This is a genomic window from Streptomyces sp. NPDC055103 (assembly GCF_053607625.1).
Genome location: NZ_JBSGTX010000001.1, coordinates 280,196 through 297,533 on the forward strand (window position 1 = coordinate 280,196; position 17,338 = coordinate 297,533).

The window sequence follows — 17,338 nt, forward strand, 5'->3', positions numbered from 1 at the left end:
CGGCAGCACGCCCCGACATCACCCCCCACGAGGAGTTCCGCCATGCCCGTCGACCCGTACGCCGTCCTCCAGGCCCTGCTGCGCGCCGAGGCCTCCCGCGCCCAGCGCGCCGACCGCCGCTCCGCCGAGCCCGCCGAACCGGCGCCCTCCCCGGTGACCGAGCCGCCCGCCCCCCGGGAGGACCCCGCGCGCTGAACCCACGGACACGCGCCGCCTGAACGCGCGGACACGCGGCTCCACGGGCCGACGCGGACCCCGGCGGAAATACGATTTGCGGACCGGTGTGCGGACGTACGAGGCTGATCGGATGACCTCGACCGACCGGAACACCAGCCCCGATCGGTCCGCCGGACCCGCGTCCGGCCCGGGCCCCGACATCGAGACGGCCGCGTCCCCCGGCGCCACCGGAGCCACAAGCATCACAAGCACCCCAGCCCCGGGCACCACCAACGTCACAGCCCGGGCCGCCGACCGGCTCCTCGCCTTCGCACGGCGCCCCTACTGGGACCGCCCCGACGCCTCGTACCGCATCCGCCGCTGGCCCGACCTCACCGCGCTCTGCTTAGCCACCGTCTTCTTCTGGTCCAGCCTCACCCCCTCGCTCGTGCCCCGCCCCTGGTACCTCCAGGGCATCGTCGGCGGCATCACCGCCGCCATCGGCTACGCCCTCGGCTCCTCCCTCGCCTGGCTCTTCCGGGCTCTGATCCGCACGCGGCCGGGCGAGCGCGTCCGCACCCGCTGCTGGCAGGCGTACTGGCTGCTCAGCCCGGTCCTCGCCGTCTGGCTCATCTCCGAGAGCGCCCGGATGCAGCGTCAGCTCCGGGTCCTCCAGGGGCTGCCGCCGACCCTCACCTGGCACACACCGATGATCGCGCTGATCGCCCTCGGCCTCCTGCTCGCCGCGCTCCTCGTCGCCCGCTCCGTACGGCTCGGGGCCGTCACCCTGATCCGGCTCCTCGGCAGGCTCCTGCCCCGCCCCGTCGCCTACGCCGTCGGCGCGGCCCTCTCCGCTCTCGTCGTCCTCGTCGGCGTCCGCGACGTCGTCTTCGACCGGGGCGTCGTCGACCTCGCCGACCGCATCGCCGAGGCCACCAACCGCGGCACCAAGGACGGCATCCGGCGCCCCGTGTCCCGTCATGTCTCCGGCGGCCCCGGCTCCCTCATCCCCTGGCAGGACCTCGGCTACCAGGGCCGCAACTTCACCGGCTCCACACCCACCCGCACGGCCCTCACCGCCTGGACCGGCCGGCCCGCCCGCGAACCCGTCCGCGTCTACGTACCCTCCGCGCTGCCCGCCGCCTTCACGGACGACCGCCCCTTCGCCGCCCAGGCCCGCCTCGCCGTCCGCGAACTCGAACGGACCGGCGCCTTCGACCGCGCCGTCCTCGCCGTCGCCGGGACCACCGGCACCGGCTGGATCGACCCGAACGTCGCCGAGGCCCTGGAGTACATGTACGGCGGCGACACCGCGATCGTCGCCGTCCAGTACTCGTACCTCCCGAGCTGGGTCTCCTTCCTCGTCGACAAGGAGAAGGCCGGGCAGGCCACCCGGGCCCTCCTCGACGCCGTCCGCGCCCGCCTCGACTCCGTGCCCGCCGACCGGCGGCCGAAGCTCGTCGTCACCGGCGAGAGCCTCGGCGCCTACGCGGTCGAGGCCTCCTTCGGCACCGCCGACGCGCTCCTCGCCGGCACCGACGGCGCCCTCCTCATGGGCGCCCCGCACTTCTCCCCGATCTCCCGGGAGATCCGCCGCGACCGCGACCCCCGAAGCCCCGTCTGGCGCCCCGAGTACCGCGGCGGCGCCCACATCCGCTTCGCGCAGTTCCCCCGTACCGACCTCGAACGCCCCACCACCGCCTGGGAACGCCCCCGCGCCGTCTACCTGCAGAACGCCTCCGACCCCGTCGTCTGGTGGTCGCCCGAACTGCTCCTCGACCGCCCCGAATGGCTCGACGAACCGCTCGGCCCCGACGTCACCCCCGAGATCAGCTGGTTCCCCCTCGTCGCCTTCTGGCAGACCTCCGTCGACATGACCGTCTCCTACGGCGTCGACGCCCCGCACGGCCACCGGTACGGCGCCGGCGCCGCCGACGGCTGGGCGGCGGTCCTCCCGCCGCCCGACTGGACCGCCGCCGACACGAACCGCCTGCGCGCCTTCATCCGCCACCGCAAGGCGGCCTACTGAACGCCGGCGCCAGGTGAACGCCCGCGTCAGGTGAGCACCGTGAGCCGGAGCGGTCACGCCTCCGCGGCCGTGAGCACCGCCGGGCCCCGCCGGCCGTGCAGCGCGACGAGCACCGCCGTCGTCGTCGCGAGGACCACGAGCGCCGGCAGGGCCGGGACCAGCCCGACGAGCGGACCCGCCGCGAGGCAGCCCACCCCGCCGACGGCCAGGGCCAGCGGCCGCCGGCCCGTCGTGCGCAGCACGATCGCGGCGGCGCCGAGCAGGAAGACGCCGACACCGCCGGTCAGGGACCAGGCCACGACCCCGTGCAGCGGCTCGGCGAGGCCGTAGTGGCCGGTGTCGGCGACCTGCTGGAGGACCTTCTTCATGCCGAGCGCGCAGAGCACCACGCCCGCGACCAGCGGCAGGTGCAGGAAGGTGTACACATCCCGGGCGAAGCGGGTGCGGTCGTCGCCGTCGAGCCCGGCGAGCCGGTGCTCGGCCGCCTCGCCGAGCTGCCGGAAGTACAGCCGCCACAGCGCGGCCGCGAGCAGCAGCCCGGCGGCCGAGGCGCCGAGGACGGCGTAGGTCAGCGGGAAGCCGGAGACGCCGACGCCCATCGCCACGATGGACTCGCCGAGCGCGATGATCACGATCAGCCCGTGGCGCTCGGCGAAGTGCCCGGGGGAGGTGACCCGCCAGCCGGACGAGCCGGTGACCCAGATGCCGCCGTAGTCGACGGCCACCGCGCTGATCCACAGCAGGAGTTGGACCCTCCCGCTGTAGGCGCTGCCGATCAGCAGCAGCACGAGCGGCGGCAGCACGGACACCAGCGCCGTCCGGCGCAGCGTGGCGCGCAGCGCCGCGTCCCCCGGGCTGGAGACCCAGTACGAGGCCAGGTGCAGGACGCGCACCGCGCCGTAGCAGAGGACGAACACCAACGGGGCCGAGAGCCCGCCGGGCTCGTCCGCGAAGACCTCCGGTACGGCGAGCGAGACGATCAGGACGACGGCCATCACGGTGACGAGGACCGCGAACACCCCGCCGGAATCGGCGCGTACGACGTTCCCCAACCACGCGAAGCAGCACCAGCACCACCAGAGCAGCGCGAGCACGACCATCCCGCCGACCACCGCCACCGGCGAGGGACGTGCCGCCATCAGGGCGGTGACCTGTGTGATCGCGTACACGAACACGAGGTCGAAGAAGAGCTCCGCGGGCGTCACCCGATGATCGTCACCGGTGGCCACGACGAGGGCCCGTTCCCTGTTCCATGCCATGTGCCGTCTCCCCCTCCCGGCGACCGGTTCCGGCCACCGGCGCGAAGACTACTCACGCCGGGGACGCGGTGACACGGCTGTCCGGAGTCCGGCATTACCTCGCGGGTAATCGACCCCTCCCCGGCCGCCCGGCATGCTCATGAACACCGGAACCCGGGCGGCGCACTCCGCTCGGGCTCCGGTCCCACCACCTGTACGAACGTCCCCCATGAAGGGTGATCCGCCATGTCCCAGGCCCTGCTCACCGGTATTTCCCGCACCGCTCAGCCCATGACCGCGCTGCGCCGCTTCCTCGCCCTCGACGCCGTCGTCACCGGCGCCAACGGACTCGCCTACCTCACGGCCTCCGGCCCCCTCGGCGAGCTCCTCGGCATCGACGCGGCCCTCCTGCTCGAACTCGGCCTCTTCCTCGCCGCGTACGCCGCCGGGGTCGCCTGGCTCGCGAGCCGCCCGAAGCCCCCGGCCCTCGGCGTCAAGCTCGTCGTCGACCTCAACGTCCTCTGGGCCGTCCTCAGCGTCGTCGCCCTCTTCGCCTGGCTGGAGCCGACCACCGCGGGACTGCTGTGGACACCGATGCAGGCGGTCACCGTCGCCGGCTTCGCCCTGCTCCAGTGGACCGCCCTGCGCGCCCTCACGGCTACTCGCTGAGCGCCGCCGCCAGGGACTGGAGGTACGCGACCGTCTCCGCGTCGGCCGGGAGCAGCGTCTCGATGGCCAGCTCGGCGACGGTCACGTCCATCGGCGTGTTGAACGTCGAGATCGACGACACGAACGACAGGATCCGCCCGTCGTGCTCGATCCGCATCGGCAGCGCGATGTACGGATACGGCTCCGGGTCGGGCTCGCTCTCCGCCTCCGCGCCCGGTGGCAGCGGATACGCCGCCACCTCCTCGTACAGCTCGCGGAGCGCCTCCGACCGGGCCAGCGCGATCTGCCGCTCCATCTGCGCCAGCAGATGCCCCCGCCACTCCCGCAGGTTCCGGATCCGCGGCGCCAGGCCCTCCGGGTGGAGGGTGAGCCGCATCGCGTTCAGCGGCGGGGCCAGCAGATGCTCCGGCAGTCCGTCGAGCAGCAGCCCGATGCCCCGGTTGGCCGCCACCACCGTGTACGAGCCGTCCACCACGAACGCCGGATACGGCTCGTACCCCTGCAACAGCCGCTCGATGCCCTCCCGCAGCACCTCCAGGTGCGGGGCGCCGAGCGGCGACTCCGTGTACCGGGGGGCGTAACCGGCGGCGAGCAGCAGCGCGTTACGGTCCCGCACCGGCACGTCCAGGTGCTCGGCGAGCCGCAGGACCATCTCCTCGCTCGGCCGGGACCGGCCCGTCTCCACGAAGGAGATGTGCCGCGCCGAGGAGTCGGCCCGCAGCGCGAGCTCCAGTTGACTCAGCCGCCGCTGCTCACGCCATCCGCGCAGCAGCGGCCCTACCCCCGTGTCGCTCACGACAGTTGTCATGGTCAGACGGTATCCCAGAGGGGGACCCGGGTAGCTTTCCCGGGGACCCTGTCCGTCATCGCGCACCACCTGACCGGAGGGAGCACCACCGTGCCCACACAGCCGTTGTCGCAGAAGGAGATCGAGGACCGTCTGCGGGAGCTCCCCGGGTGGTCCGTCGACAGTGACCGCCTCCACCGCGCGTACCGGCTCGGCGACCACTTCGCCGCGACCGCCCTGGTCGTGCACGTGGCCCGGATCCAGCAGGAGCTGGACCACCACTCCGACCTGACCCTCGGCTACAACACCGTGGCGCTGTCCGTGAACACCCACTCCGCCGGCGGGACCGTCACCGAGAAGGACTTCGAGCTCGCGGAGCGCGTGGAGGCGATCGCCCCCGGCCACGGCGCCAACTGACCCGCCGGCCCCCGGCCTTCCCTCCGTATGATCATCGGCATGGCAGACACCGTGCTGGACTACGAGGCCGAGGCGGCGCACTACGACAGGACCCGCGGCGGCGTGCCCCGCGCCGAGGCCGCCGCCGAGGCCGTGCTGCGCCTCGTGCCGCCCGGCGCCCGCACACTCCTCGACCTCGCCTGCGGCACCGGCCTCGTCACCGAGCGCCTCACCCGCCCCGGTCTGCGCGTGTACGGGGCCGACGCCGCCCGCGCGATGCTGCGGACGGCCGCCGGGCGCCTGCCGGGCCGGACCGTCCGCGCCGACGCCCGGCGACTGCCGCTGCCCGACGCCTCCCTGGACGCGGTCTCCGCCGTCTGGCTGCTGCACCTCGTCCCCTTCGCACCGGAGATCGTCGCCGAGGCGGCCCGCGTCCTGCGCCCCGGCGGCGTCCTGATCGCCACCGTCGACAAGGACGCCGCCCACGACGTCGGCAGCGACATCGACGCGATCCTCCGCCCCCACCGCTCCGCGGACTCCGCCTCCGACCGCTCCGACCGGATCACCCGGCACGCCGCCGCCCACGGTCTCGCCCCCGCCCCCGGCACGCACTTCACCGGCCACGGACAGGGCAACACCCCGCGCGGCACCGTGCGGAAGCTGCGCAGCGGCTACTTCGCCTCCTGGTTCGACGGCGACACGGCGTCCGTCGACGCGCTCGCCGCCGCCCTCGCGGACCTCCCGGACCAGGACCGCCCCCGTGACGACCCCCGCTACCGGCTGGCCCGCTTCGTCAGGCGCGGCTGAAGTCCATCACCCAGTTGGTGACCCACGCCGCGGCGCCCCCGGCCCCCGAGCCGCCACCTTCCGCGTCGCCGGGCGCGAACGCCTGCTCCCAGCGGGCCGTGTCCGGGCCGATCCCCGACCACCGGAACCGCACCCGGACCGGGCGGCCCTCATACGTGTCCGTCCCGTGGAAGGTGCCCGTCCCGTCCTCCGCGAACCGGCCCCTGACCGGCGGGTCGAGCCGCCCCGTCCGGCTGCTGGACCAGTTCAGCGTCCACTCGCCGGTCTCCGGCTCGTACAGCCGCAGCGTCAGCCCGCTGAACCCCTTCGACGGGAAGACGATCTCGTCGGCGTGCGCGAGGCCGTCCCGGAACAGCCGCCCCGTCGTGTGCCCGTCGAACTCCTCCCAGCCGCTCTCCGGATCGAGGAAGTCGGCGAGCCGCCGGTTGCGGACGTTCCACCGGCCGTCGAGGAACGCGAACCCCTGGGTGGTCACGCGGCCACCCCCGTCGTCCCGGAGGGCAGCGCGTCCCGGAGGTAGCCGGCCAGATCCGGCACGTCCGGCACCAGCATGTGGCGCACCCAGGCGTTCCGTTCGTGCCCGAGCGGCAGCAGCTCCCACACACAGCCGATCCACGAGCGGTCGACCCGCACGAAGTGCGTCGGATCCGTGTCGGGGCAGTCGAGGGCGTGCTGACCGGCGGCTCCGCCGCCGAAGTGGAGCACGTTGTCCCACACCCAGCTGTACGCGTTGAGGTACGCCCCGGTGTCACCGCCCCGGTGCAGCACCACGAACCCCGCCGCCGGGGAGCCGTCCAGCGGCGGCAGGAGCTCCGGCAGCAGCGCGTACGCCGCCTTCTCCACCTCCGGTTCGATGCCCGCAGGATCGGCGGTGACGTGATAGCGCTTGAGGTGCCGCCCGGCGATCTCCACCGGCGGCAACGAGACGAGGAACTTCTCCGCGAAAGCCATGGCTGGACTGTAGGAGCACTTCACTGACACCTTGTGTCAGTGAAGTCCAGCCGACTCCTCTCGATCCTTCTGCTGCTCCAGACCCGGGGCCGGATGACGGCCTCCGAACTCGCCGAGGAGCTGGAGGTCTCCGTCCGCACCGTCTACCGCGACGTCGACGCGCTGCACGCCGCAGGGGTGCCGCTCTACGGGGACGCCGGACACCGCGGCGGCTACCGGCTCCTCACCGGGTACCGCTCCCGCCTCACCGACCTGTACACCCGCGAGGCCGAGGCCCTGGTCCTCGCCGGCATGCCCGGCGCCGCCGAAGGGCTCGGGCTCGGACCGCACTTCGCGGACGCCCAGTTGAAACTGCGCGCCGGACTCCCGGAGCCGCTGCGCGAGCACGTCGACCGACTCCGCGCCCGCTTCCACATCGACGCCCCCGGCTGGTACGACGAGGGCGACGAGGTCCCGTTCCTGTCGCGGGTCGCCGACGCGGTCCGCACCGGCCGGGTCCTGGAGGTCCGCTACCGGCGCTGGAAGGCGCCGACCGACGTCGACCGCCGCCTCGATCCGTACGGACTCGTGCTCAAGGCCGGCCGCTGGTACCTGGTCGCCGGACCCGGGCCGCGCACCTACCGCGTCGACCAGATCCTCGACCTCACCGTCACCGAGGACGAGGCCGTCATCCCCGAGGGCTTCGACCTCGCCGACCACTGGCGCGCGAGCCAGGCCGACTTCCACGCCCGGCTGTACGAGGGCGAGGCCCTCGTCCGGCTCTCCGCCGCCGGCGCGGCCCGGCTGACCGGCGCCGCCGCCCGGGCCCTCGCCGAGACCGGCACGCCGGAACCCGACGGCCACTGGATCCGCGCCACGCTTCCCGTCGAATCGGCCGAACACGCCCACGACACCTTCCTCGCGCTCGGCACCGAGGTGGAGGTCCTGGCACCCGAGGACCTCCGCACCCGCATCGCCGAGACGGTGCGGACACTCGCGCGGCGGTACGCGTGAGCCATCCCCCGTGCCCTCAGGCCCCCGACCCGCCCCACGCCTCCGTCGCGAACGCGGCGAACGCGCGCGGATCGCGGCCCAGGATCCGCTTCACCCCGTCCGTCGTCGAGGCGTTGTGTCCGTCGAGGAGCGTCGCGAACAGGGCCGCGAGCCACTCGGCCTCCGGCGCGGGGAGGCCGAACCCCGTGAGGAGCCCGGCGTACTCCGCCTCCGGCACCGCCTCGTAGACCACCGGGCGCCCCGAGGCGCGCGAGATCTCCGCCGCCACCTCCGCGAACGACACCGGCCGAGGCCCCGTCACCTCGTGCACCCGCCCCGCGTGTCCATCCGCCGTCAGGGTCTCGACGACCACGTCCGCCAGGTCGTCCACGTCGATGAACGGCTCCGCCGTGTCACCTGCGGGGAAGACCAGAGACCCCGCCGCGACACCCTCCGCGAGCAGCCCCTCCGAGAAGTTCTGCGCGAAGAACGAGGCCCGCACCACGGTCAGTCCGACCCCGCCGGCCGACTCCCGCAGCGCCTCCTCCGCCACCACCGCCTCCGGCTCCCCGCGCCCGGACAGCAGCGTCAGCCGCCGCACCCCGCCCTCGGCCGCGAGCCGGCCGAAGGTACGCATCGCCTCGGCCGCGCCAGGGGCGGCGAGGTCCGGGTAGTAGGCCACGTACGCGGCGTCCGCGCCCCGCAGCGCCGGACCCCAGGTCTCCGGGGCTTCCCAGTCGAAGGGGGTCGTTCCGGTGCGGGACCCGGCACGGACCGTCGCCCCGCGCGCCGCGAGCCGCTCGGCGACGCGCCGCCCGGTCTTGCCGGAGGCGCTCGTCACGAGGACCGTCCGGGTGCTGTGGGCCTGGTCGTTCTGCGTGTTCTGCGTGTTCTGCGTGTTCTTCGTGTTCTTCGTCATGGGTCAAGACTCCCGCCCACGACCCCGCACGCCCATGCTCCGCCGTCTCACCCACCTACGCCTCCGTCTCACCGCCGCCGCGCCGGGCCCGTACGCTTGCCGACCATGGACGCACTCGCCGGACTCCTCGACGGGCCCCGAGCCAAGGGAGCCTTCCTGCTCCGCATGATCATGGCGCCGCCGTGGTCCGTACGCATCGAGGACGGCGCGCCCCTCTGCCTCATGTGCGTCACCGAGGGCGAGGCCTGGGTGGTGCCCGACACCGGCGAACCCGTCCTCCTGCGGCCCGGCGACATCGCCATCGCCCGCGGCCCGGAGCCGTACACCGTCGCCGACGCCCCCGACGCGCCGCCCCGCGCCCGGATCGGCCCCGACGGCCGCTGCACCACCCTCAGCGGGGAGACGCTCGCCCAGACCATGCACCTGGGCGTCAGGACCTGGGGCAACGCCCAGGACGGCGGCAACACGATCCTCGTCGGCACCTACCTCATGGACGGCGAGGTCGGCCGCCGGCTGCTCGACGCCCTGCCGACCCTGCTCCACCTGCCCGCCGACGTGTGGAGCTGCCCCCTGATGCCCTTCCTCGACGAGGAGATCGCCCGCGACGAACCCGGCCAGACCGTCGTCCTCGACCGCGTCCTCGACCTGCTGCTCATCGCGGCCGTCCGCGCCTGGTTCTCCCGGCCGGGAGCCGAGGCGCCCGCCTGGTACAAGGCCATGGGCGACCCGGTGGTCGGCCGGGCGCTCCGGCTGCTCCAGAACGACCCGGCCCACCCCTGGACCGTCGCCTCGCTCGCCGCGAAGTCGGGGGTGTCCCGGGCCGCGCTCGCCCGCCGCTTCGCCGAGCTCGTCGGCGAGACCCCGATGGCGTACCTCACGGGCTGGCGGCTCGCGCTCGCCGCCGACCTGCTGCGCGAGACGGACTCCACCGTCGAGGCGATCGCCCGGCAGGTCGGCTACAGCGGCGCGTTCGCCCTGAGCGCCGCCTTCAAAAGAGTGCGCGGCCTCAGCCCGCAGGAACACCGCGCCCGGAGCTGAGCGGGGCGGGCGCCGAGCCGCCCGGAACTGAGCAAGCGGGTGCCGAGCGGCCCCGAGCTGAACGGGTGGGGAGCCGTGCCGCCCGGACGGCAACAAGACCGCCTCGTCTTTGCCGGACCGGCAACATTTCTCGCGTATCCCGCGGTCCCGTCGCACCCTGGAACCATGAGTCAACAGCAGCGCGCACCCCACCACGGCCACGGACCCGACCACGGATCCGACCACGATCACCGGCACGACCACGGTCACGGGTCCGGCCACCACCACGACAGCACCCACCTGGACTGGAACCAGATCGGTCCGCTCCTGGAGCGGCAAGCCGAGGTCGCGAGCTCCGCCTACGCCGAGGCCGCCGCCTGGCTCGGCACCCTCGTCCCGGTCCAGGGCGTCCGGCGCGTCCTCGACATCGGCAGCGGCCCCGGCGTCGTCACCAGCCTGCTCGCGGAGGCCTTCCCGGCCGCCGAGACCGTCGCCGTCGACGCCACCCACGAACTCCTCGTACGCGCCCGCGACCGCGCCGCGGCCCGCGGCCTCGGCGCCCGCGTCTCCACCCTCCACGCCGAACTCCCCGAGGCCATCGGCACCCTCGGCGAGGCCGACCTCGTCTGGGCGGGCAACTCCCTGCACCACATCGGCGACCAGCGGGCCGCGCTCGCGGAGTTCGCCGGAATCCTGCGCCCCGGCGGCCTGATCGCCCTCGTCGAGGGCGGTCTGCCCACCCGTCACCTGCCCTGGCACATCGGCATCGGCCGGCCGGGCCTCGAAGCCCGCCTCGACGCCGCCTACGCCGACCGGTTCGCCGAGATGCGCGCCGAGACACCCGGCTCCGTCGACGAGCCGGACGACTGGCGGGCGCTCCTCACCGCCGCCGGCCTCACCCCCGCGGGCACCCGCACCTTCCTCACGGACGTCCCCGCGCCCGTCTCCCCGGTCGTCCGCGAGTTGGCCGTCCTGCACTACCAGCGCGTGCGGGACAGCTTCGGCGACCGGATCGACGCGGACGACCGCAAGACGCTCGACCGGCTCCTCGACCCGGCCGACGAGAGGTCCCTGCACCACCGCACGGACCTCTTCCACCTCACGGCCCGGACCGTCCACACCGCCCGCAAGGGCTGACGGCCCGGCCGGCAGGCGTCAGGACACCGGCTCCAACAGCCACCACTGGGACGGGGAGTCGGTGTCCTCCCACTGCCGTATGGACGCGCCGGCCTCCCGCGAGCCGTCGGCGACCTCCAGGAAGAGACCGCTGACGAAGCTCACCAGCGCCACCGTGCCCGGCGACTGGAGATCCTGCTCGATGATCCACTCCTGGGCGCCGAAGTTGTTCGGCTTCCACTGCTGGATCAGCGCGCCGTTCTCCGTGGACGCGTTCATGACGTCGAGCCGCTTCCCGCTGGCCGCGTTGACCAGGTGGTAGAGCCCGCCGCCGTTCGGCACGGCCGCGATGTGCCAGTGCTGCCCGGGAGTCCCGCTCTCGGCGCCCTGCTGCACCTTGGCACCGCTGCGGCCCGACCCCTGGAAGATCTCCATCAGCAGCCCGCTCGCCCTGTTCCGTACCCGGTAGAGGCCCTCCTCGACCGGCGCCGGGGCACCACTCACCGTCCCCTCCCCCTCACTCACGCGCCGACGTGGAATTCCGCCGGGTCCGGCCCGATGCGGCGGTTCTCGTCGAGGGCGGCGATCGCCGCCAGGTCCTCGGCGTCGAGCGTGAAGTCGAAGACGTCGATGTTCTCGCGGACGCGCGAGGGGGTCACCGACTTCGGGATCACCACGTTCCCCAGCTGGAGGTGCCAGCGCAGCACCACCTGGGCCGGCGTCCGCCCGTGCTTCCGCCCGATCGCCACGATCGCCGGAACCTCCAGGATCCCCTTGCCCTGGCCGAGCGGCGACCACGCCTCCGTCGCGATGCCGTACCGGGCGTGCGCCGCGCGCGAGGCCGACTGCTGGAGCTGCGGGTGGAGTTCGATCTGGTTGACGGCGGGCACGACCGACGTCTCGCCGATCAGCCGCTCCAGGTGCTCGGGCAGGAAGTTGGAGACGCCGATGGCCCGCGCCCGTCCCTCCGCGTGGATCTTCTCGAACGCCCGGTACGTGTCGACGTACATGTCCTTCGACGGCAGCGGCCAGTGGATCAGGTACAGATCGACATGGTCGAGGCCCAGCTTGTCGAGCGAGGCGTCGAAGGCGCGCATCGTCGCGTCGTAACCCTGCTCGCTGTTCCACAGCTTGGTGGTGACGAACAGTTCCTCGCGCGGGATCCCCGAGGCGGCCACGGCCTGCCCGGTGCCCCGCTCGTTCCCGTAGATCGCGGCCGTGTCGATCGAGCGGTAGCCGGCCTCCAGGGCGGTGGCCACCGCCGTCGCCGCCTCGTCGTCCGGCACCTGCCACACGCCGAAGCCCAACTGCGGCATCCGCACGCCGTTGTTCAGGGTGAGGGAAGGGACCTTGTTGTCCGTGCTCACGTGCGCTTGGTCCTCACATCGTCGGGGGTACGCCCAGTCGTCTGGGGATACTCCCCGTGACAACGATCTCAGTCCCCCTCGCATTCCGCCGGGAATTCGGCGCGTGGCTTCTCGGGTTCCGCGCCGCCCGGAGACGTGCCGAGGTACGCCTCCCGTACGGCAGGGTCGGCCCGGACCTCGGCGGCCGTCCCCTCGGCCAGGACCCGGCCGAGGTCCAGGACCACGACGCGCGAGCACAGCTCCATCACGAAGGGCACGTTGTGCTCGACGAGCAGCACCGCGCAGTTCTCCTCCTCGGCCAGGTGGCGGACGACCGCGGCGAGCCGGCCGCGCTCCTCGGCGGTCGTCCCGGAGGCGGGTTCGTCGAGGAGGAGCACGCGAGGCGGGTCGGCGAGGGCCCGGGCGAGCTCGACCATGCGGGCCTGCCCGACCGGCAGCGCGCCGGCGTACGCGTCCGTGAGCGCGTCGACCCCGCACGCGCGGAGCACGGTCGCGGCCCGCTCGCGGTGGCGCCGCGCACCGGTCCGCAGCCCGCCCCGCCAGTCCTGGGCCACCATCAGGTTGTCGGCCACCGTCAGCTGCCCGAAGAGCTGCTGGCGCTGGAACGTCCGCCGGATGCCGTGCCGGGCCCGCCACACGGGGGAGCGGCGGGTGACGTCCTCGCCCGCGAACACGACACTCCCGCCGTCGGGCCGCCGGATCCCGGACAGGACGTCGAACAGCGTCGTCTTTCCGGCGCCGTTCGGCCCGATGAGACCGCACACCTCTCCCGGACGGACGGAGATCGACACGTCGCGCAGGGCGTGGACGCCGCCGAAGCGGACGTCGACCCCGGCGGCGTGGAGCATCGCACGCGTCATCGGCGGACTCCCGTCCCCAGATAGGCCTCGGCGAGCCGGTCCGTGTCCACCTCGGACCGCGGCCCGGACCAGGCGATCTCGCCCTGAGAGAGGTACGCGACGGTGTCGGCGACACCGAGCACCTCGGCCGCCTTCTCCTCGACGAGGAGCAGCGCCGTGCCGCTCGCCCGCAGCTCGGTGAGGAGCCGGAAGACCTCGTCCACGACGCGCGGGGCGAGCCCGAGGGAGGGCTCGTCGGCGACCAGGACGGCCGGTGGGCGCTGGAGGAGCGGGGCGAGCGCGAGAAGCTGCTGTTCGCCGCCGGACAGGGAGCCGGCCGCGACGGAGCGGCGGGCGGCGAGCGCCGGGAAGCGCGTGTACACGGCGTCGCGGTCCTCGGACACGGGCAGTTGGAGGGCCAGGTTCTCCTCGATGGAGAGCCCGGCGAATATCCCCCGCCCCTCGGGTGCGAGCCGCACGCCGCGCCGGGCCCGCAGGACGGTGCCGTCCCCGGTGGCGTCCCGGCCCCCCACCCGTACGGTCCCGGAGGACGGCCGGAGCAGGCCGGCGGCCACCCGGCACAGGGTCGACTTCCCGGCCCCGTTGGGCCCGAGCAGCACGAGCACCTCCCCGGCGCGGACCTCCAGGTCGACCCCGTGCACCACCGGCGCGCCCCCGTACCCGGCACGCACGCCGCGCAGGGCGAGCGCGGGCGCGGGCGCCTGCCCTTGCAAAGGTACGGATACGGGCACGGGCTCGGGCTCGGATCCGGATACGGGCTCCGGCACCGGCGGCCCTTCCCGTACCGCCGCCCCCCGCCCCGCCGCCCGTACCACCGTCCCCGGAGCGACCGTCCGGGCCGCGCGGGCCGCCCGCGCCGCCCGCCGCGAGGGCCACGCCGCGCAGTACCCGTCCGGGTCGTTCGCGAGGGCCAGACCCGCGAGCCCGAACAGGATCACGGGCAGATGCGCGGACTCCGTCACATAGGTCGCCATCAGATGCGGGACCACCGCGAAGACCAGCCCGGCCACCACCGCGAACTGCGGGCGCCGCACCCCCGCGGCGACCACGACCGCGAGCCACACCAGGCCCGTCATCGCCGTGAAGTCCGTCGCCGTGATCCGGGTGTTGTACGAGGCGTACAGCACGCCTCCGAAGCCGGCGAGGCCCGCCGACACCGCGAAGACGAGGAGCTTCGTCCGTACCACCGACACGCCGGACGCCGAGGCGGCCTCCGGAGCCGAGCGGACCGCGAGCACGGCCCGGCCCCACCGGGAGCCGCGCAGCCAGGTCAGCAGCCACACGACCACCCCGGACAGCACCACCAGCGCGACCCCGAGGGCCCGGTCGTCGCCGAGGTCCACCGGGCCGAGGACGGGGCGCGGGATCTCCCAGCCCGTGTCCCCGTTGCGCAACCACCCCACCTGGAACAGCACCTGGTCCGCCAGGAACGCCAGGGCCAGCGTGGCCAGCGCCAGCGACCGGCCTCCGAGCCGGAGCGCGGGCAGGGCGACGACCGCGCCGAGCAGCGCCGCCGTGGCCGTGCCGACCGCCGCCGCGGCCACGAAGGGCCAGCCGCGGCTCATCAGGAGCCCCGCCACGAGCGCCGCTCCGGTGACGAACGTCGCCTGGGCGAGCGACACCATCGCCCCGAGGCCCGTGACCACCGTGAACGACATGAAGACGAGCCCGACCGCGAGGCCCTGGGCGAGGATCCCGGACCAGAACGGCGTGGTGACCGTGTAGAAGGCCGTGGCGAGGAGCACGCCCGCGACGGCCCACGCACCCCATGTGCGGCCCCGGCCCTTCCCGGCGAGATAGTCGACCGGTGGCGGATCCGCGGCCGCCGTGCCCGCCGCGCGCCGGCGCCGCGCCAGGACGACGAGGCCGCCGAAGAGGATCAGGAACGGCACGGCCGTACGGAAGCCGGTGATGCCCTCGGCGAACGACGCGTACCCCGCCACCAGGTTCTGCAGCACCCCGAGTCCGAGCCCGCCGGCGAACGCGAGCGGCACCGACAGGAAGCGCCCGAGGACCGCCGCGGTCGCGGAGACGAACAGGAACAGCGTGTAGTCGTGGGCGGAGAGGCCCAGGAGCGGGGTCGCGAGGACCCCGGCGAGGCCCGCGAGGCCCGAGGACAGCATCCACGCGATCGAGGACAGCCGGTCCGCGCTGATGCCCCGCAGCTCCGTCAGCGAGCGGTTGTCCACGGCCGCCCGCAGCTGGAGCCCCAGCCGGGTGTGCCGCAGCAGGACCCACAGACCGGCCGCCACCACGGCCGTAGCGACCCAGGTGATCAGCTGGTCGGAGTCGATGCCGACGCCGTCGAGCGGCTGCCAGGACACGGCGGGGCTCGGGCCGACACCCGGGAGCCCGAACTGGTTCTCGGCGGGCTGGACCGGGGCACCGGCCCGCTCCAGGAGCTCGACCACCCACAGCCCCGCCGCGGGCAGCGCGACCAGCAGGCCGATCGTGGCCACGATCTGCGCCGTCTCGCCGACCCGGGCCAGCTTGCGGAACATCAGCCGGTCCAGGCCCCAGCCGAGCGCGGGCGCGACGACACACACGAGAAGCAGCGCTGTCGGCACGGCGGGCCAGCCGAAGCCCGAGTGGAGCTCGTAGAAGGCGAGCGCACAGAGATAGGCGGTGGCGCCGTGCGCGAAGTTGAAGAGTCCGGAAGCCGAGTACGACAGGACGAGCCCGGTCGCGAGCAGCGCGTACAGCGCGCCAGAGACCAGACCGCTCAGCACGAAGGCCAGCAGGTCACCCACGGTGAGGCGTCCTCATCCGAAGGGGATCGGCGGGTAGCACTTGAACGGCACCGCCACCTCGTAGCGGCCGTTCTTCAGCCGGACGAGCGCACCGCAGCCGAAGCTCTCCTTCTGTCCCTTGGGCTCCGCGCGGTCGCCGACGAGCGTCCCGGTGTCGGAGAAGCCGCCCGCCGCCCGCTGGAAGGAGTCGACGGTCAGGTCCTTGCCGGCCTTCGCGGCGATCGCCAGGAAGAGGTCGGCAGACATGTAGCCGGTCATCATGTGCATGTTGAGCGGCACGTCCTTACCGCCCGCCGCCTTCCTGATGTCCTCCTTGAACCGCGCCATCGCGGGGCTCTCCGCCTCGAACGGCTGGAACTGCAGCAGCACATGGACCCCGTCGAGCGCCTGTCGCGTCGCGTCCTTCGCGAGCAGGCCTGGGTCGTAGTCGGTCGGGTCGGAGATGACGCCCTTGTAGCCGGACCGCTTGAGCGCGGTGAACAGGCCGATGTTGTACGGGGTCTGCATCACGGAGACGACGGCGTCGGGCGCGCCGCCGCCCGGGCCCGAGCGGAGGATCTCCTTCGTGTAGGCCGACCAGTCGCTGGGCATGGAGGTCGCGGGCACCGCGGCCTTGGCGTACGCGACCTGGAAGCCGGCCGCCTTGAAGCCCTGCGTGAAGGTGCGGATGCCGAACTTTCCCGCGTCGTTGTCGCCCGCGATCAGCGCGACCGACTTGCCGCGCGCGCCGCCGAGGACGGTGGCGAGCCCCTCGGGCCAGGTCTGGTTGAGGGTGCCGCCCGGGGTCGGGACGAGGCAGCCGTTGAAGCCGTAGAGGTACGCGGGACCGCAGAACGAGGGGAGCGTGCCCCAGCCGACGGTGGGCACCTTCTGGCCGTTGAGGAAGTCGGCTCCGGCGAAGGTGACCGAGCTCATGGGGGAGACGGCGAAGACCTTGTCCTGCTGGACGAGCTTGCGGGCCGCCGCCAGGTTCCTGGCCGGGTCCTGGCCGTCGTCCTCGGCGCCCAGGTAGTCGATCCTGCGGCCGTTGACACCGCCCTCGGCGTTGGCCCGGTCGTAGCGCGCCTTGGCGCCGAGATCGGTGTCCTTCTTGGAGTAGCCGCTCGCCGTGGTCATGGAGACGATGCCGCCGACCTTGATCGCGTCGGCGGTGACTCCGCGTACGGAGCCGCCGGGGGAGCCAGGCTTGTCCGGAGTCCCCCCGGTAGAGGCCGAGTTGCAGGCTGTGGCGAGGAGCAGGGCCGCTGCGGCGGCGGCGAGGGTGCGGATCGGTCGCAGGGTGCGGGTCGGTCGCAACACGGTCG

General features: G+C 73.8%; 18 protein-coding genes. 8 read left to right on the top strand and 10 right to left on the bottom strand.

The window, feature by feature from the left end; translation table 11 throughout:
- Positions 1-42 precede the first annotated feature (42 nt).
- Together ACWFR1_RS01350 and ACWFR1_RS01355 are read left to right on the top strand one after the other, a co-directional pair.
- Positions 43-195: a hypothetical protein gene (locus ACWFR1_RS01350; RefSeq protein ID WP_453545195.1), complete on the top strand. Its 153-nt coding sequence runs from the start codon at positions 43-45 to the stop codon at positions 193-195.
- A gap of 112 nt (positions 196-307) precedes the next feature.
- Entirely contained in the window at positions 308-2,185 is a 1,878-nt protein-coding gene (locus ACWFR1_RS01355) for an alpha/beta hydrolase (protein ID WP_453545197.1), read from the top strand.
- Positions 2,186-2,238: 53 nt separating this feature from the next.
- On the opposite strand, the gene ACWFR1_RS01360 is transcribed toward ACWFR1_RS01355, so the two are convergent.
- Complete coding sequence (locus tag ACWFR1_RS01360) at positions 2,239-3,444, bottom strand: low temperature requirement protein A (protein ID WP_453545199.1); 1,206 nt, start codon at positions 3,442-3,444, stop codon at positions 2,239-2,241.
- Between the two features lie 225 nt (positions 3,445-3,669).
- Here ACWFR1_RS01360 and ACWFR1_RS01365 point away from each other — a divergent pair, with 225 nt between their 5' ends.
- Positions 3,670-4,092, top strand: a complete 423-nt coding sequence (locus ACWFR1_RS01365) for a hypothetical protein (protein ID WP_453545201.1) — start codon at positions 3,670-3,672, stop codon at positions 4,090-4,092.
- Here the strand turns inward: ACWFR1_RS01365 and ACWFR1_RS01370 are convergent.
- Positions 4,082-4,900 carry a helix-turn-helix domain-containing protein gene (locus ACWFR1_RS01370; protein ID WP_453545203.1) on the bottom strand — a complete coding sequence of 273 codons (819 nt, stop codon included), beginning with the start codon at positions 4,898-4,900 and terminating at the stop codon, positions 4,082-4,084. The genes ACWFR1_RS01365 and ACWFR1_RS01370 overlap by 11 nt on opposite strands.
- 90 nt (positions 4,901-4,990) lie before the next feature.
- Here ACWFR1_RS01370 and ACWFR1_RS01375 point away from each other — a divergent pair, with 90 nt between their 5' ends.
- Entirely contained in the window at positions 4,991-5,296 is a 306-nt protein-coding gene (locus ACWFR1_RS01375) for a 4a-hydroxytetrahydrobiopterin dehydratase (RefSeq protein WP_453545205.1), read from the top strand.
- Between the two features lie 39 nt (positions 5,297-5,335).
- Positions 5,336-6,082, top strand: coding sequence for a methyltransferase domain-containing protein (locus ACWFR1_RS01380; protein WP_453545207.1), 747 nt, complete (start codon positions 5,336-5,338; stop codon positions 6,080-6,082).
- On the opposite strand, the gene ACWFR1_RS01385 is transcribed toward ACWFR1_RS01380, so the two are convergent.
- Both ACWFR1_RS01385 and ACWFR1_RS01390 read right to left on the bottom strand, forming a co-directional pair.
- Positions 6,069-6,557 (bottom strand): hypothetical protein, encoded by a 489-nt coding sequence (locus ACWFR1_RS01385; RefSeq protein WP_453545209.1) that lies wholly within the window; start codon positions 6,555-6,557, stop codon positions 6,069-6,071. The genes ACWFR1_RS01380 and ACWFR1_RS01385 overlap by 14 nt on opposite strands.
- Positions 6,554-7,033 carry a hypothetical protein gene (locus ACWFR1_RS01390; RefSeq protein WP_453545211.1) on the bottom strand — a complete coding sequence of 160 codons (480 nt, stop codon included), beginning with the start codon at positions 7,031-7,033 and terminating at the stop codon, positions 6,554-6,556. The genes ACWFR1_RS01385 and ACWFR1_RS01390 overlap by 4 nt, the downstream gene beginning before the upstream one ends.
- Before the next feature lie 39 nt (positions 7,034-7,072).
- On the opposite strand from ACWFR1_RS01390, the gene ACWFR1_RS01395 reads away from it, so the two are divergent.
- On the top strand, positions 7,073-8,026 hold the full coding sequence (locus ACWFR1_RS01395; RefSeq protein ID WP_453545213.1) for a helix-turn-helix transcriptional regulator: 954 nt from the start codon (positions 7,073-7,075) through the stop codon (positions 8,024-8,026).
- A gap of 16 nt (positions 8,027-8,042) precedes the next feature.
- Here the strand turns inward: ACWFR1_RS01395 and ACWFR1_RS01400 are convergent, their stop codons facing one another.
- A complete protein-coding gene (locus ACWFR1_RS01400; protein ID WP_453545215.1) occupies positions 8,043-8,924 on the bottom strand; it encodes an NmrA family transcriptional regulator in 882 nt (293 codons plus the stop codon).
- A 105-nt stretch (positions 8,925-9,029) separates the two neighbouring features.
- On the opposite strand from ACWFR1_RS01400, the gene ACWFR1_RS01405 reads away from it, so the two are divergent.
- Both ACWFR1_RS01405 and ACWFR1_RS01410 read left to right on the top strand, forming a co-directional pair.
- On the top strand, positions 9,030-9,962 hold the full coding sequence (locus ACWFR1_RS01405; protein WP_453545217.1) for a cupin domain-containing protein: 933 nt from the start codon (positions 9,030-9,032) through the stop codon (positions 9,960-9,962).
- Positions 9,963-10,127: 165 nt separating this feature from the next.
- Positions 10,128-11,078 (top strand): class I SAM-dependent methyltransferase, encoded by a 951-nt coding sequence (locus ACWFR1_RS01410; RefSeq protein ID WP_453545219.1) that lies wholly within the window; start codon positions 10,128-10,130, stop codon positions 11,076-11,078.
- 18 nt (positions 11,079-11,096) lie between these two features.
- On the opposite strand, the gene ACWFR1_RS01415 is transcribed toward ACWFR1_RS01410, so the two are convergent.
- From ACWFR1_RS01415 to ACWFR1_RS01435, 5 genes are all read right to left on the bottom strand, one after another.
- Positions 11,097-11,561 carry an RICIN domain-containing protein gene (locus tag ACWFR1_RS01415; RefSeq protein ID WP_453545221.1) on the bottom strand — a complete coding sequence of 155 codons (465 nt, stop codon included), beginning with the start codon at positions 11,559-11,561 and terminating at the stop codon, positions 11,097-11,099.
- A gap of 17 nt (positions 11,562-11,578) precedes the next feature.
- Positions 11,579-12,373 (bottom strand): aldo/keto reductase, encoded by a 795-nt coding sequence (locus ACWFR1_RS01420; RefSeq protein ID WP_453545405.1) that lies wholly within the window; start codon positions 12,371-12,373, stop codon positions 11,579-11,581.
- 119 nt (positions 12,374-12,492) lie between these two features.
- The gene (locus ACWFR1_RS01425) at positions 12,493-13,284 is read right to left on the bottom strand and encodes an ABC transporter ATP-binding protein (RefSeq protein WP_453545223.1); all 792 of its coding nucleotides are present in this window, start codon (positions 13,282-13,284) and stop codon (positions 12,493-12,495) included.
- Entirely contained in the window at positions 13,281-16,034 is a 2,754-nt protein-coding gene (locus ACWFR1_RS01430; protein WP_453545225.1) for an ABC transporter permease subunit, read from the bottom strand. Before ACWFR1_RS01430 ends, ACWFR1_RS01425 begins: the two co-directional genes overlap by 4 nt.
- Positions 16,035-16,046: 12 nt before the next feature.
- Positions 16,047-17,333 (bottom strand): ABC transporter substrate-binding protein, encoded by a 1,287-nt coding sequence (locus ACWFR1_RS01435; protein WP_453545227.1) that lies wholly within the window; start codon positions 17,331-17,333, stop codon positions 16,047-16,049.
- Positions 17,334-17,338 lie beyond the last annotated feature (5 nt).

What these genes read in the sequence shown, in the direction of transcription:
- ACWFR1_RS01350 (WP_453545195.1), top strand. Translation starts at nt 43, where the DNA reads ATGCCCGTCGACCCGTACGCCGTCCTCCAGGCCCTGCTGCGCGCCGAG.
- ACWFR1_RS01355 (WP_453545197.1), top strand. Translation starts at nt 308, where the DNA reads ATGACCTCGACCGACCGGAACACCAGCCCCGATCGGTCCGCCGGACCC.
- ACWFR1_RS01360 (WP_453545199.1), bottom strand. Translation starts at nt 3,444, where the DNA reads ATGGCATGGAACAGGGAACGGGCCCTCGTCGTGGCCACCGGTGACGAT.
- ACWFR1_RS01365 (WP_453545201.1), top strand. Translation starts at nt 3,670, where the DNA reads ATGTCCCAGGCCCTGCTCACCGGTATTTCCCGCACCGCTCAGCCCATG.
- ACWFR1_RS01370 (WP_453545203.1), bottom strand. Translation starts at nt 4,900, where the DNA reads ATGACAACTGTCGTGAGCGACACGGGGGTAGGGCCGCTGCTGCGCGGA.
- ACWFR1_RS01380 (WP_453545207.1), top strand. Translation starts at nt 5,336, where the DNA reads ATGGCAGACACCGTGCTGGACTACGAGGCCGAGGCGGCGCACTACGAC.
- ACWFR1_RS01390 (WP_453545211.1), bottom strand. Translation starts at nt 7,033, where the DNA reads ATGGCTTTCGCGGAGAAGTTCCTCGTCTCGTTGCCGCCGGTGGAGATC.
- ACWFR1_RS01400 (WP_453545215.1), bottom strand. Translation starts at nt 8,924, where the DNA reads ATGACGAAGAACACGAAGAACACGCAGAACACGCAGAACACGCAGAAC.
- ACWFR1_RS01405 (WP_453545217.1), top strand. Translation starts at nt 9,030, where the DNA reads ATGGACGCACTCGCCGGACTCCTCGACGGGCCCCGAGCCAAGGGAGCC.
- ACWFR1_RS01410 (WP_453545219.1), top strand. Translation starts at nt 10,128, where the DNA reads ATGAGTCAACAGCAGCGCGCACCCCACCACGGCCACGGACCCGACCAC.
- ACWFR1_RS01420 (WP_453545405.1), bottom strand. Translation starts at nt 12,373, where the DNA reads ATGCCGCAGTTGGGCTTCGGCGTGTGGCAGGTGCCGGACGACGAGGCG.
- ACWFR1_RS01425 (WP_453545223.1), bottom strand. Translation starts at nt 13,284, where the DNA reads ATGACGCGTGCGATGCTCCACGCCGCCGGGGTCGACGTCCGCTTCGGC.